11 protein-coding genes and 1 pseudogene are annotated in these 15,221 nt (G+C 51.4%); 6 read left to right on the top strand and 6 right to left on the bottom strand.

Annotated elements, in window-relative coordinates; all coding sequences use genetic code 11:
- Nucleotides 1-199: 199 nt before the first annotated feature.
- The 6 genes and pseudogenes from ACJJIZ_RS06280 to greA form a co-directional block, all read left to right on the top strand.
- Nucleotides 200-484: pseudogene (locus ACJJIZ_RS06280) on the top strand (ATP-dependent zinc protease family protein); the annotation flags it as partial.
- A gap of 129 nt (nt 485-613) precedes the next feature.
- A complete protein-coding gene (rimK, locus tag ACJJIZ_RS06285; protein WP_413665891.1) occupies nt 614-1,522 on the top strand; it encodes a 30S ribosomal protein S6--L-glutamate ligase in 909 nt (302 codons plus the stop codon).
- Nucleotides 1,523-1,690: 168 nt separating this feature from the next.
- Nucleotides 1,691-2,266 carry a YfiR family protein gene (locus ACJJIZ_RS06290; RefSeq protein WP_444915569.1) on the top strand — a complete coding sequence of 192 codons (576 nt, stop codon included), beginning with the start codon at nt 1,691-1,693 and terminating at the stop codon, nt 2,264-2,266.
- 330 nt (nt 2,267-2,596) lie between these two features.
- Nucleotides 2,597-3,745 (top strand): glutamine-hydrolyzing carbamoyl-phosphate synthase small subunit, encoded by a 1,149-nt coding sequence (carA, locus tag ACJJIZ_RS06295; RefSeq protein WP_444915570.1) that lies wholly within the window; start codon nt 2,597-2,599, stop codon nt 3,743-3,745.
- 112 nt (nt 3,746-3,857) lie between these two features.
- Entirely contained in the window at nt 3,858-7,085 is a 3,228-nt protein-coding gene (gene carB, locus ACJJIZ_RS06300; protein WP_444891977.1) for a carbamoyl-phosphate synthase large subunit, read from the top strand.
- An 87-nt stretch (nt 7,086-7,172) separates the two neighbouring features.
- Nucleotides 7,173-7,649, top strand: coding sequence for a transcription elongation factor GreA (gene greA / locus ACJJIZ_RS06305; RefSeq protein WP_413663270.1), 477 nt, complete (start codon nt 7,173-7,175; stop codon nt 7,647-7,649).
- A gap of 58 nt (nt 7,650-7,707) precedes the next feature.
- Here greA and ACJJIZ_RS06310 read toward each other — a convergent pair whose 3' ends face one another.
- The 6 genes from ACJJIZ_RS06310 to ACJJIZ_RS06335 all read right to left on the bottom strand — a co-directional run bounded on the left by ACJJIZ_RS06310 (nt 7,708) and on the right by ACJJIZ_RS06335 (nt 14,847).
- Nucleotides 7,708-8,583: a hypothetical protein gene (locus ACJJIZ_RS06310; protein WP_444915571.1), complete on the bottom strand. Its 876-nt coding sequence runs from the start codon at nt 8,581-8,583 to the stop codon at nt 7,708-7,710.
- A 447-nt stretch (nt 8,584-9,030) separates the two neighbouring features.
- Complete coding sequence (locus ACJJIZ_RS06315; RefSeq protein ID WP_444915572.1) at nt 9,031-9,912, bottom strand: hypothetical protein; 882 nt, start codon at nt 9,910-9,912, stop codon at nt 9,031-9,033.
- Between the two features lie 295 nt (nt 9,913-10,207).
- Nucleotides 10,208-11,098, bottom strand: coding sequence for a hypothetical protein (locus tag ACJJIZ_RS06320; protein ID WP_444915573.1), 891 nt, complete (start codon nt 11,096-11,098; stop codon nt 10,208-10,210).
- 306 nt (nt 11,099-11,404) lie between these two features.
- Complete coding sequence (locus tag ACJJIZ_RS06325) at nt 11,405-12,289, bottom strand: hypothetical protein (RefSeq protein WP_444915574.1); 885 nt, start codon at nt 12,287-12,289, stop codon at nt 11,405-11,407.
- Between the two features lie 411 nt (nt 12,290-12,700).
- Nucleotides 12,701-13,582 (bottom strand): hypothetical protein, encoded by an 882-nt coding sequence (locus ACJJIZ_RS06330; RefSeq protein WP_444915575.1) that lies wholly within the window; start codon nt 13,580-13,582, stop codon nt 12,701-12,703.
- 245 nt (nt 13,583-13,827) lie between these two features.
- A complete protein-coding gene (locus ACJJIZ_RS06335) occupies nt 13,828-14,847 on the bottom strand; it encodes a hypothetical protein (RefSeq protein ID WP_444915576.1) in 1,020 nt (339 codons plus the stop codon).
- Nucleotides 14,848-15,221: the final 374 nt, after the last annotated feature.

A 15,221-nucleotide genomic window follows, 5' to 3' on the forward strand; every position in this document is an offset into this window, starting at 1 on the left:
CGCCTGCAGGGGCGCTGTGAAAGAAATTTTCGATTTTCATTTGCCCGCCATTTTTGCGGGTAAAACTAAAAGGCCGGCAACATTCGTTCGACCGGTCACCCTGTAACCTTCCTTTGAGGAACCTCGATTGGAAAGAAAGCTGATTGTCGGCAGCGAGGAGTGGTGCGGGCTTCCCGCACTCGGCGTCCCGGCGATTAAGGTGCGTGTGGACTCCGGGGCTAAAACTTCCTGTTTGCACGCTTACAACATCCATACCTTCAAGCGCGATGGCGAACCCTGGGTGAGTTTTGAGGCGCATCCACTGCAGCACCAGCGCCGCCCTTCAGTGCGTTGTGAGGCGCGGCTTTTGGATAAAAGGCTGGTGCGCAGCTCCTCCGGAGAAAGCGAAAAACGCCCGGTAATTCGTACCTCTATTTCCATTGGTGGCAGTGTCTGGGATATCGAACTGACCCTGACCAATCGGGACAGTATGGGCTATCGCATGTTGTTGGGGCGCGAAGCCATGATTGGGCGAATGCTGGTAGATCCGGCTGAGAGCTTCTGTATTGGCGATATCCCGAAAAGCCAGTTGGATGAATATTATCGGGATGAGCACCATATTGCCGGTACCGGCCTGCGCATCGGGCTGCTGGCATCGAACCCGGATCTCTATAGCAACCGGCGCATTATGGAAGCGGGAGCCGAGCGCGGACATCGCATGAGTTTTCTCGATATCCGCCAGTGCTATATGAAGCTCGACCCTGATGAGCCGGAAGTGCACTACCGGGATGGTCGCATACTCAATAGCCTGGACGCGGTGATTCCCCGTATTCGCCCCAGCCAGACTTTTTACGGTTGTGCGCTGACGCGGCACTTTGAGAGCCTGGATATTTTTGCCCTGAATGGCTCTGCCGCTATCAGTCAGTCCCGGGATAAATTATTTTCCCTGCAGTTGCTGCAACAAAGTGGATTAAATATTCCCACCTCCGGGTTTGCCAATTCCCCAGTGGATACCAACGAGCTGATCGAAATGGTGGGCGGTGCGCCACTGGTAGTGAAGTTGCTGGAGGGAACCCAGGGGCGTGGTGTGGTTTTGGCAGAAACCCGCAAGGCTGGGGAGTCGGTGATTAATGCGTTTAAGTCTCTCAAGGCCAATCTTCTGGTGCAGGAGTTTATTCGCGAGGCGGAGGGAAAGGATCTTCGCCTGTTTGTTATCGATGGTCGTGTGGTGGCCTCGATCCAGCGCGAGGCGGCACCTGGGGAATTTCGTGCCAATATTCACCAGGGCGGTACGGCTTCAGTAGTTAAAGTTACCGCCGAGGAGAAGCGCCTGGCGGTCAAGGCTGCCAAGGTGTTGGGGCTCAAGGTGGCGGGTGTGGATATTATTCGCTCCCGCAAGGGGCCGCTGTTATTGGAGGTAAATTCCTCACCGGGACTTGAAGGCATCGAGAGCGCTACACGCAAGGATGTGGCTGGAGCCATGATCATATCTATCGAAAAGGCGTTGAAGTGGCGCCCGATATTGCCGGGGGAGGATCTTTAGGCGCTGTAACTCTGGTCCCGGCGGGGGCCTTTGCGTTGGGCTAATCTGAGTAGGTGGCCGGGCTTTTCGCTGGCGCGCAAATAGAGCCGCAGCGAGCTTTGGCCGCTGCGGGTAACAGCCCACCGCAGCTTCCTTTCGGGAGATGCAAACCGCAGGGTTTGAGCTTCTATGACGATATCCAGCCCAGGTTCACTTCGCACTATTCCCGCCCTGATACTTTTCCTGATAGTACTTTTCACCGGTGTGGGTGCCCAGGCTGCGGTGCAGCTCTCCGATACGCCTTTGGGGCGACGGGTAATGGTGGATTACATAGTGCACTTCGCCTACCACCTACAGTGGCCGGTCAATGCCTTCGCCAACAGCAGTGCCCCGTTCAAGGTGTGCCTGATGGGTGGGGACTCTCTCGGTGAGCCACTGGCGGCCCGGTTCAAGAATCAGCGTATTGATGGGCGGGATGTGGAGCTTGAGAAAATTGAGGTCAAGGAGATGCTGCGGGCGCGCAAGTGCCAAATTGTGGTGCTGAGTACCCTGGATCGCCCCACACTGCTCAAGGCGTTGGTGGCACTGGAGTTTTTCCCGGTTCTGACGGTGAGCGATGCCGAGCGCTTTGCCGCCACTGGCGGTATGATCGAGTTTGCCGACAGCGGCCGCGAGGTGGCCCTGCGTATGAATAAGACCATGCTGGAGAAGGCGGAGCTGAAAATGGGCAGCAGTCTTTTCCGGTTGGGACGCAAGCCGGAGTGAGATTTTCAGGGAAAGTAGCCTGGCGTATTTTTGCACTAGCGTCCAGAGGTGAATTCGCGTAGAATCTGCGCCCGATTTGGGCCGGTGCCGCGAAGCTGAATCGCGCAGCGTGAGCCTACTAAAAAGCTGGCGGCAACCGTCGGCCACTTTGTGAGAATCACGCGTGAAAAGATTTTTAAAGCGAGATGAAGCTGCGATGTTTCATCTCGCTTTTTTATGCGCGCACCAGTCAGGAGCCCGCGTGCTCCGAAGCCCGCAAACCCCGCCCGGAAGCAGTTCTGAAGATTGGAGTTCAATTTGACTAAAGCTGTCCCTACGTCGGAGGCTTTCATGCCCCACAACTTTATGCAGAGTACAACTCCCGCGCTGCTGGTGCTCGCAGATGGTAGTGTCTTTGAAGGACGCGCAATCGGTGCCCATGGCAGTTCTGTTGGCGAGGTCGTGTTCAACACATCCATGACCGGCTACCAGGAGATCCTCACCGATCCCTCCTACGCCCGCCAGATTGTGACTCTGACCTACCCGCACATCGGCAACACTGGCACCAACCAGGAAGACGAAGAGTGCGCTGATATCTGGGCCGCCGGCCTGGTAATCCGCGACCTGCCGCTGCTGGCCAGCAGCTTCCGCAACGAGCAGTCCCTGGAGGACTACCTGCGCGAGCGCAATATCGTTGGTATCGCCGATATCGACACTCGTCGCCTGACCCGCCTGCTGCGCGACAAAGGTGCGCAGAGCGGTTGCATCGTTGCCGGTGACAATATCGACCACGAAGAAGCCCTGGCCAAGGCCAAGGAATTTGCCGGTCTGAAAGGGATGGACCTGGCCAAGGTAGTGAGCACCAAGGAAGCCTACCCCTTTAGTGAAGGTACCTGGACTCTCGGCGAAGGCCACAAGGCCGCGCCGGAACAGCCCTTCAAAGTAGTGGCTTACGACTTTGGTGTGAAGCGCAATATCCTGCGCATGCTGGTGGATCGCGGCTGTGACATCACCGTAGTACCGGCGGAGACCCCAGCGCCCGAAGTACTGGCGATGAATCCCAACGGTGTATTCCTGTCCAATGGCCCCGGCGACCCCGAGCCCTGCGAATACGCAATCACCGCTATCCGCGAAATCCTGGACGCGGGCATCCCCACCTACGGCATCTGCCTGGGCCACCAGTTGTTGGGCCTGGCGGTGGGCGGTAAAACTGCCAAGATGAAGTTCGGTCACCACGGTGGTAACCACCCGGTACAAGACCTGAACAGCACCAAGGTGATGATCACCGCGCAGAACCACGGTTTTGAAGTGGACGCCGACAGCCTGCCGGACAATGTGGAAGTTACCCACAAGTCCCTGTTCGACGGTACCTTGCAGGGTATTCACCTGAAGGACAAGCCGGCCTTCAGCTTCCAGGGACACCCGGAAGCGAGCCCGGGCCCACACGATGTGGCGCCGTTGTTCGACCACTTTATCGATTTGATGAAAGAGCGCGCCTAAGGGCGTAGCCGCCCAGGGTAGGGCAATTAACCGCCGCTTTTGCGGCGGTTTTAACAAGAAACGAATGAAATTTAGCGCAGCCGGCCTTTGCCGGTAGTAGAACGGAAGAAAGATGCCAAAACGCACAGATATCCAAAGCATTCTGATTATCGGCGCAGGCCCCATCGTGATCGGCCAGGCGTGCGAATTTGACTACTCCGGCGCCCAGGCCTGTAAGGCGCTGCGCGAAGAGGGTTACCGGGTGATCCTGGTGAACTCCAACCCGGCCACCATCATGACCGACCCGGCCATGGCCGATGCCACCTACATCGAGCCGGTGGAGTGGCGCACCGTTGCCAAGATTATTGAGCAGGAGCGCCCCGACGCCATCCTGCCCACCATGGGTGGCCAGACAGCACTGAACTGCGCCCTGGACCTGGACAAGCACGGTGTCCTGAAGGAATTCAATGTCGAGCTGATCGGTGCGGACAAAGACGCTATCGAGAAAGCGGAAGACCGCGACCTGTTCGACAAGGCGATGAAGGCGATCGGCCTGGAAACTCCGCGCGCCAAGATCGTCCACTCCATGGAAGAGGCGAAGAAAGTACCGGAAGAGTTCGGCTTCCCGGTAATTATCCGTCCGTCCTTCACCATGGGTGGTTCCGGTGGCGGTGTGGCCTACAACTGGCCGGAGTTTGAAGAGATCTGTAAGCGCGGTCTCGACCTCTCCCCCACCAACGAATTGCTGATCGACGAATCCCTGCTCGGCTGGAAAGAGTACGAGATGGAAGTGGTTCGCGATAAGAACGACAACTGCATCATCGTATGTTCCATCGAGAACTTCGACCCGATGGGCGTACACACCGGTGACTCCATCACCGTTGCCCCGGCGCAGACGCTGACCGACAAGGAATACCAGCTGATGCGCAATGCTTCTATCGCGGTACTACGCGAGATCGGCGTTGAGACTGGCGGCTCCAACGTACAGTTCGGCGTTTGCCCGAAGACTGGCCGCGTAGTTGTGATCGAGATGAACCCCCGCGTATCCCGCTCCTCCGCACTGGCCTCCAAGGCCACCGGCTTCCCGATCGCCAAGGTCGCGGCCAAGCTGGCGGTGGGTTACACCCTGGACGAGTTGCAGAACGATATCACTGGCGGTGCTACCCCGGCGTCCTTCGAGCCGTCTATCGATTACGTTGTTACCAAGATCCCGCGCTTCACCTTTGAGAAATTCGGTGAAGCCGATGCGCGCCTGACCACCCAGATGAAGTCTGTGGGTGAAGTGATGGCAATTGGCCGTACCTTCCAGGAGTCCATGCAGAAAGCCCTGCGCGGTCTGGAAGTGGGCAGCTTCGGCCTGGAAAGCAAGATTGACCCGAGCAAAGACGGCGCTGAGACCCGCCTGCGCAGCGAACTCTCCGTTCCGGGTGCCGAGCGCATCTGGTACGTGGGCGACGCCTTCCGTATGGGAATGAGCGTCGGCGAAGTTTACGACCTGTCCGGTATCGATCCCTGGTTCCTGGTACAGATTGAAGAGCTGATCAAAATCGAAGAGCCGCTCAAGTCACTGCCTACCTCGGCGCTGACTACTGAGCAAATGCGCTTCCTCAAGCGCAAAGGCTTCTCCGATCGCCGCCTGGCGGACCTGCTGGGGGTGAGCCAGAAGACTGTGCGCGAATTCCGTCACAAGCTGGGTGTATTCCCGTCTTACAAGCGCGTGGACACCTGTGCTGCTGAGTTCAGCACCTCTACTGCTTACATGTACTCCACCTACGATGAGGAGTGCGAAGCGCAGCCGTCCGACAAGAAGAAAATCATGGTACTCGGCGGTGGCCCCAACCGTATCGGCCAGGGCATCGAGTTCGACTACTGCTGTGTACACGCCGCACTGGCGATGCGCGAAGACGGTTACGAGACTATCATGGTCAACTGTAACCCGGAGACTGTTTCCACCGACTACGACACTTCCGACCGCCTCTACTTCGAGCCGGTAACCCTGGAAGACGTGCTGGAAATTGTTGCCAAAGAGAAGCCGGAAGGCGTGATCGTACAGTTCGGCGGCCAGACTCCGCTGAACCTGGCGCGCTACCTGGCCAACGAAGGTGTGCCGATTATCGGTACCACACCAGAGCAGATTGACCGCGCTGAAGACCGCGAGCGCTTCCAGCAGATGATTATGCGTCTCGGCCTCAAGCAGCCGAAAAACGCCATCGTGCGCTCTGTCTCCGAAGCCATCCAGGCGGCGAAAGATGTGGGTTACCCGCTGGTTGTGCGCCCGTCTTACGTATTGGGCGGCCGCGCGATGGAGATCGTCTACAAAGAAGACGAACTGCTCACTTATATGAAAGAAGCGGTACAGGTTTCCGACGAAGCGCCGGTACTGCTGGACCACTTCCTCAACGCCGCTATTGAGGTGGATATCGATGCGGTATCCGATGGCAAGGACGTTGTGATCGGCGCCATCATGCAGCACATTGAACAGTGTGGTGTTCACTCCGGTGACTCCGCTTGCTCCCTGCCGCCTTATAGCCTGCCGGCGGATGTGCAGGACCGTATGCGCGAAGAAGTGAAAGCCATGGCTCGCGAGCTGGGCGTAGTTGGCTTGATGAATACCCAGCTGGCCTACCAGGACGGCGAGATCTACGTGATCGAGGTGAACCCGCGCGCTTCCCGAACTGTACCTTTCGTCTCCAAGTGCATCGGCACTTCACTGGCGAAAGTGGCTGCGCGCTGTCAGGCGGGTATCAGCTTGCAGGAGCAGGGCTTTACCGAAGAAATCGTACCGGACTACTACTCCGTTAAAGAGTCTGTATTCCCGTTCAACAAGTTCCCGAAAGTGGACCCGATTCTCGGCCCCGAGATGAAATCCACCGGCGAAGTAATGGGCGTAGGTGCTACCTTCGCAGAGGCCTTCGACAAGGGCCTGGTTGCCGCTGGCGACCGTCTGCCGGAGTCCGGACGCGCATTTATCTCTGTGCGTGACTTCGACAAGGCCGATGCAGTGGGCGTAGCCCGCGATCTGGTGGAGCTTGGCTTCGAAGTAATTGCCAGCCGTGGCACTGCCAAGGTCTTGCAAGAAAACAATATTCCCGTTACAACCGTCAACAAGATGAGTGAAGGTCGCCCGCATATCGTCGATATGATTAAGAACGACGAGATCGCACTGGTAGTGAACACTACCGAAGGGCGCCAGGCGATTCGCGACTCTGCGGATATCCGTCGCAGTGCCGAGAACCACCAGGTGTGTTACACCACCACCCTGGCAGCGGCCCAGGCCATGGCGATGGCCATGCGTCAGGAGCAGCCGCTACAGGTTCGCCGCCTGCAAGACCTTCACCAGCGTGTCGTAAAGCTGTCTTAATAGCTTTAAAACCAACTTGTGAAATCCAACCGGGCCCCGTGATCTCACTGGGCCCGGTTTTGTCGTAACAATAATGGAGGTCCCACATTGAACCGGGTACCAATGACCGTTGAAGGCGCAGAAGCGCTGCGCTCAGAGCTGGACAATCTGAAAAAAGTTGAACGCCCTACCGTTGTACAGGCGATTGCTGAAGCGCGCGAACACGGTGATTTGAAGGAAAATGCCGAATACCACGCGGCGCGGGAAAAGCAGGGCTTTATCGAAGGCCGTATCCAGGAAATCGAGAGCAAGCTTTCCCACTCTCTGGTCATTGATGTGAAAAGCATCGAGCCCAGTGACAAGGTAATTTTCGGTACTACGGTAACGATTATTCACCTGGATGACGATAAGGAAGTCACATACAAAATTGTGGGTGACGACGAGGCCGATGTTAAAAAGCACAAGATCTCGGTGAACTCTCCGATTGCCCGCGCGTTGATCGGCAAGGAAGTGGGTGATGTGGTGGTGGTCCAAACACCTTCCGGTGCGGTGGAGTACGAAATCGATGCGGTTGAGCACCTGTAAATTCGAGGTGATTAAAAAAAGGGCGGCCATGGGCCGCCCTTTTTTGTTGTTGCCCGTTCTACTGGAATACGAGGCTTTGGTTAGCGTGGCCAGACTGCATTACCGTAGCAGTTTCGTAGAGGCCGAACTGTCCCACCAGGCTATTGTTGTTGTCTCCTGATTGGCGTGCTGTTGCGCTGTGCCCAGAACCGATCTGTCCCAGGTACACATCATTGTGGTGGCCTCTCTGGCGGGCACTCGCACTGTGGTCGTACCCTGCCTGGGAAATATCCGCTTCCTGGTTGTGGCCGCGCTGACGCATACGGGCGTAGTGATCACCACCCACCTGACGAATATCACCATCATTGGATTCACCGGACTGGCGCATGCCGGCATCGTGGCCAAAGCCGCTCTGGAAGGTATCTGCGTTGTGCAGCTCTCCTCTCTGACGGATAACGGTCTCAGAGCCAACGCTAACAACCTGGGTGGCGGTTGCCGTGTTGTGGCTGTCCATCTGGCTAATCATCACCATGTTGCCAGCACCTGCAAACTGATAGGTGAGGGCGTAGTGGTTGTCCCCAGATTGCTGATGGGCGGAGTAGCTGCCGAGCTGTCCAATCTGGTAGGTCTCAGACACGTTGGTGGTGCCGGACTGGAAGCTGAACGACTCGTTGCCGGCACCACCGCTTTGCAGCAACTCCGCTGAATGGTGATCACCTTCCTGGTACTGGTACCCATAGCTGCCGAGTTCAATGCTATGAGTGATCTCTGCATCATTGCTATGGCCATGCTGTTCCTGCATAGCGTTGTTATCCCAGGTCAGCGGCCCAGTCTGATCGATAGTGGCATTGTTGTGGCCGCCATTCTGGTCCTGAGTGGCAGTGTTGCCGCCCGCGTAAGCGGTTCCACTGATGGCCAGGGTTAGGGCTACAGCGATAGGGGTCAAAGTCTTCATGAGTGTCTCCATTACTACAAACTTCAATGAGCATCACATGGTGAAATACCAGCCTAAGTGGCTGAAAAGGGGTGGCACGTCATCCTGCGCCGAGGGTTTTACAGCAGGTGCACCTAGCCTGGGGGGTAGGTATCACTGTAAAGAGGGGGAGCAGCGTTGCCGCAAAGGCATTGCCGCCAGTCAAACAGGTAAGTGGGAGGGTAGGACTGATACATTTTGATGGCTTCCCTGATACTGCTTAGGAGTCCAAAATTTCGTTCCGTCCTCAATATTCTTGCTGGGAATTGAGGCAGTCGCTATAGGAGAGAAGTTGTAAATCCTTGAGAAGAAAGTTCTATTGCAGAGTTCTAATTTCACTTTTCTCTCTCTATAGCTTTTGCCTGTTGCTATGAATAGCGCGGGGATTTAAGTCGGATTTTTTGATTGGCAATTTTGCTGCGAGCCTATTTACTGGGAAATATGGCTGCTGTTGGAAATGCCGATCTGTAGGGTGTTGCTGGATGCTCCCGCTCTCACCTGACTGGTTTGGACCTGGTTAAATAAGCCAATCTGGGTGCTACTGGCCATTTGATTCAGACCTAGTTGAGAAAATGAAACGTTATTTTCCAGCCCAATTTGGTTTGATTGGTTGGTATTGCCAATACCAGCTTGCAAAGAATTTGCTGAATTTAACAACCCTTCCTGTGAAGCTGACGATGAATTCCCCGTGCCCAGCTGCTCCATTTCGGAAAAGTTAAGTGCGCCTGCCTGGGTAATTGAAGATTCATGAGCGATGCCGGTTTGCTCACTGACACCTAAATTAAGCAAACCCGCCTGTGAGATTGAGGCATTACCCGTAAAATTGAATACTTGTGCCACGGCGGCGACATTGGCTCTGTCTGTCTGCTCAATGTTGACGCTGTTATTGGCTCCGGAAATCTGTACCGTGGTGGCAACCTGTCCCTGGCCATCCTGAGTGTGCAGGGAGAAACCGTTTATTTGGTTAACTTGTCGGGTGAGCGATCTGCTATTAGAGCCAATCTGTACGCTCTGTCCCGCATTGTCGCTACCAGTAGATTGGGAGACTCTGGAAAAATGATTGCGGCCAGTTTGAAATTGGGAAATTGTGCTGTTGATTTCTATGGATTGAATGCCGGTGGCGTCATTAAAAAAGCCAATTTGCTCTTGCAGGATTAAGTTGCCCTCATTAAGCGGAAACCTCTGGTTGGCAACGGCATTGTTGCCAATACCAACCTGTATCTGCTCTACGGTTTGGTCATTCCCAAAGGCGGAATTGACGGAAAGAAATGCGATAAATATGACTACCGGCGAGTAAATAACTTTTTTCACGAATACCTCCACGACTACATAACAAGGAGCATGAAAATTACGGCTTTAAAGTGCGGTGTTGGCAAGCAAACATAGGGAAATTACCACTGGAAATTAAATTCCGGACAGTAATTATTAAGAGCGCTAAAAGCGAATTGACCCAACTACCGCTATTTTCATTGTTGATGGCGGTATAGTAAGTTTCTATAGGGCTTTATTCTCAATTTAATGAGAAATAAGTATCAAGAAATGAGTGCTTTTACCTCAGGAATCCAGTCGGAATAAGTTGACCTTACTCCGACTGGTAATAACTTCGTTACTGTAAAACCACTGCCGTATTACCGGTACCGGTTTGGGTAATATTGGCGGATTGGGAGAAACCATTTTGAATCACAGTTGCGTCATTCATACTGCCAGACTGATTGACGATCACCATATGGCCACCGCCTAATCCACCATTCCCGGCCTGCATAATATTGGCGGAATTTAAGTAGCCATCTTGAGTGACGTAGGCACTGTTATACCAGGATACTTGCACGATGGTGGCCATATTGCCCTCGCCGTCCTGATAGAGGTCCAGTTCGTTGTACATATCGGACTGGGCGACATCTGCGCTGTTGGCGGCGCCGATCTGTTGGATACTGGCGTAGTGCCCGGTGCCTTCCTGGCTGATTATGGCTTCATGACTTGAGCCTTGCTGGAAAATCATCGCATCGGAATTAAAGCTTGCATATTGTCCAATTAATGCGCCGTGGAGTTCGCCCATTTGCTCAATAACAGAGACATTATCGCTACCGAGGTGTTGTTGGATCTCTGCCTCATTACCGGACCCCACCTGGCGTATTGTCGATTGCCCATGCTGTGTGGCTAATTGATAGCTACTGGCACGATTATTAGAGCCCGACTGGAATATTTCTACGCTATTTGCGATCCCATCCATTTGCAGGCTATAGGCGTCGTTAAGACTGCCTTCTTGTATTTGGATAATTGAGCTTTCAATTTCGTTTTGCTGTACGGCCTCTGCAATATGAGCAGAGCCGTCCTGACTGATCTCCAGGTGATTATCGATAGCGCTTGGGTCAGTTTGATCCGCTACAGCTGAGTTACTGGAGCCACTTTGGGTGATTAATGTAGTATTTTCTGCAGCATAACCCAAGCTGGTGGCAGATATCGCCAGTACCAGTGGAATTACGGTAATCTTCTGCACGGCTAACTCCTGTGTATTACCGTCTAGTGGTAAATCCGGTCGTTAAAACTTTTGCCTGTGTTACCTGTGAAGTGAGTAACGTCAAAATGTGAGAAATCGTTTACATGGAAAACTGTAGACGAAGAATTTTGAAACCACTGCTACGTAAGAAAATATTGATGCAGTATTTTTATCAGGTAAGGAAAGAATGCCATTCTTTGGGTAGCTTTGTAAGTGACTCATAAATTAAAGCTGGCATTAAAAAATGCATTCTTTCCTCTATGTATATTGAAAATATAATAACTTTCGGCCGGAACGAATATGCCGCTACTGCATGATAAATCCTTGGTTTAACATACCATTCTGAATGCCAATAGCCGTTTGATTGTCGACGCTTTGGGTAATAGTATGAAGGTTAGTTGTTCCTATCTGGGTACTGCTTGCAGTTTGCATTGCTCCAGCTTGATCCACGATGGACATATTGCCAGTACCATCTTGTAGCGTAGAAACCAACAAAATATCTCCCGTCTGGGTCTGGGTACTAATGTTACCATCTCCTATCTGGGTACTTGTTGCTACCAGGATGTCACCCGTTTGTATAGAAAAGTAAGTATTCAGATTGCCCGTTTGCGAGGAGGTCAACAGATTATCAAACCCTGTTTGTTCGGCATCTGCGCTATTTTGATCACCCGTTTGAGACACATTTAGGCTGTTAAACGTAGTGGTAGTTTGAGTCACTAACATCTGGTTATCAAAGCCAGACTGATAGAGGTTGACTGTATCGAAACTACTGTCCGTTTGGGAAAAAATGATGTCATTTGCATTGTCGAACTGAGAAATGTCAACAAGGCTGGAAGAGGTACTGTCTTGTAAAGTAGAGGCGAAATTTCCAGCGCCCTCCTGATAAATATTTACCTCTGCATCATCTGAGAAATTAGTTTGAGTCGAGTCAGCTTCATTCCCCAATGTTACTTGCTCATGTCTGATAATACTCAGGTTGGTTGAAGTGTCTTGCAGGCTATTGCTAACCTGTGCTTCATCTGCCTGAATAACCTCAATAAGGTTGTTTGTTGCTGTTGGGTCTACTTGGTTTGCAGTCACCTGGTGATTGTTACCCGTTTGTTCCACGGTAGTTGTATTTCCATCCGCATAAGTAATTGACCCGACAAGGCATAGACTGATGCCCACGGAAATTGGTGTATGGATTCGCATCGATATCTCCGATTGAAGGTAAGGTGGATTTTTCTTATCCCCATGATTTCAGTTGCGGTGAAGCATCAAGCCTAGGAAGGACAAAAGACTCCATAGATAGGGTATGGCATTTATTGCGCAAGGAGTTTGGCACACCTTGTTTTATTGCTATCCCTAATAGGTATTATCTCTGGAGTACCTGACAATACCCTGATGCTGGTATGAGTTTTATCGTAAGCCTCAAATATTGCTATGGGAAGTTAGTGCCTAAAAAATAGGAAAAACTTCTTTGTTGTTGTTTTCTGCGTTAACTGGATATGCCTGTACAGGGATACGATAAACGGATTTAAGCGAAAGGTTTGTAGAGTTATAGTGAGGTTCAGGTTGGGCTACTTGTTAGAGTAGCCCGTTAATAAACAACTAAGCGTGATGTTATTGAAAAATAAAGCCCATATTATTGCTGCCATTTTGAGTGGCATTGGCTGTTTGGCTGATGCCATTCTGGCCGGTCTGGTGCGTGTTGTTTGTTCCTATTTGCAAGGTGGTTGCCAAATTATTACTACCGCCTTGATTCATATTAATCAGATTCATAGAGCCTATTTGAGTCGATGACCCAGTTGCAAATATTCCAAATTGTCCATGAAAAGAAGTGTTGTTATCACCATCCTGTATGATGGTGATTGAGCCCTGCTGACTACTTTGTACAGCACTGATTGTATTGGAGGTACCAATCTGAGTGGCATCAATCAAGTGGGCCAGACCTGTCTGCGTATATCCAGCACCATTTGAATCTCCAGATTGTGAAGATATGGTGGTACTTGAGTCGCTATTTGCTTGGGTAACTGTAGCCAGGTTTTGAGTGCCAAATTGCTCAAAGTCGGCATTATCAGAAACGCTATTGACCTGGCTGATAGTGGCAGACTGAAGGGTTCCGAATTGCTCAACACTACCGCTGCTGGTTGTTGTATTAGTTTGGCTTGTAGTTACGCTGTGACTAACGCCGTCCTGGTAAACAGTCGCTGTTGTATTAGAAGCTGCCGTTTGAGTTGAAAAAATGGAGTTGCTGTCTCCGAGTTGTTCCTGATCAATTCCATTAGAGGTGCTATTTGTTTGCTGCGTAGCATTAGCAGTATTTAGATTCCCGGTCTGAATTTGAGTAACTAAATTTCCAATAGCAGTAGGATCACCCTGATCCACAGTGGCACTATTGGTTAATCCGCTTTGTAGAACTGTAGCGGTATTATTAGATGCGACAGCATTGTAGCTTGGGACACACAGGAAGAGTCCGATGGCTAACGTTTGGTAACGTATCATTTTATCTCCGTAGAATTTTAATTTTGAATATAAAAGATCTTGAACAGCTTGAATGAAACGGCGAAGCTGATTATCTGGTAGATATAGTGATTTTTACTTCTTAAACACTATATATGCAGAAATATTGTAGAGTGTTCACTTATGGTGGCTATGAGAATTTAGTGTGGATAAATTGAGATTAAAGTTTGTGAGATGATTTTTTTCGTTAAAAAAAGGCCGACTTTAACAGTCGGCCTTTATCTTGATTACTGAATAATTACTGCCACATTGCCATCGCCCACCTGGGCGGGTGCGGCTGCGTTGAAGTCACCTACTTGGGTCACAGTTATGGTGTTGAAGTTGCCAACTTGTGATGATGTAGCGCTATTGAAATCGCCAGGTTGTGTCACGGTCAGGTTATTGAAAGTACCATCCTGAGCGGCCTGGGAGAAGTTATCGAAACCACTTTGGGTAACGACAGCAACATTAGTGAGTCCCACTTGTTCTGTGTATGCCCAGTGGTCACCGCCACTTTGGTTGTGGACCAAAGTCTGGGTAGTACCGTCTTGCAAGCCCTCACTGTAGTTTCCGTCATCAGTCTGGCTAAAGAACAAGGTGTTGAAAGAGCCATCCTGGAAGGAGAAGGTGGTGCTGTTGCTCGCAGATATTTGCTGGTGAGCGACAGTGTTAGTATCACCTGCCTGGATCATATTCATGGTGTTCTGCGTGCTATTACTTTGCGTTGCAGAAGCGGTACCATTGGTGCCGGTTTGAGTAATAATTGCGGTATTCAATGAGGTAACGCTTTGAATGGCTGCAGCCACATTACCATCACCGGATTGAGTGACTACAGCTGTGTCATTTGTGCTAAGGGTTTGAGCTGTAGTTGCGATTTGTGTGCCACCACTTTGGGTAATCACTGTAACGCTGGTGTCTACAAAGCTCTGAGTAGTCGATGCAAACTGGCCGTCATTTATCTGGGTGATAGTAGCCACTGGCACATTGGAATCGTTCTGGAATGATTCCGCGTAATTCATATCTCCTACTTGAGTTTGAGTAATTACTCCTGAATCGTTATTGCTGGATTGCTCAGCATAAACTTCATTCGTATCACCAGTTTGAGTCTGGGTGATAACGTTGTTGGTTACCGTTGGATCACTCTGATCAGCGGTTGCCATGTTACCAGTACCGTTCTGATTGAGAATGGCGGTATTGTTCGTGGCGAGGGCTCCGGTGCTGGCGATCGCCAGAAGAACACTGGCGGCAATAGGTGTGTACTTGGTCATCTGTAACTCCATATAGATGTCAAATATCGCTGTACAGCTTTTACAAACAAAAGGAAAACAGCATCATTTGATATTGGGAGAGTCTCATTTTCAGGCATACTACAACTTTGTCTGAAGTACGTGAGGAAACTGGGATGAACCCGACTGCTTATTAACCTTCACATTCCTTGTGAAAACCTAGCAATATCATTTAAACAGCAGCTTGATGCTGATTAGAGTTTTGTCGTCTTCTGGAGTTACAGCCATAGGACGGAAGTGCCGAAACCTTAGGAATAAAGTTCTTTTTTTAACTAGCTATGGCAAATAATGGCAGCTGATTTGGGGGGTGGCATTAAATGTAGAAAATGGTTGTCTCATGCGAATTTTGGACTAGT

The organism is Microbulbifer maximicatervae (SeqCode), assembly GCF_052467225.1.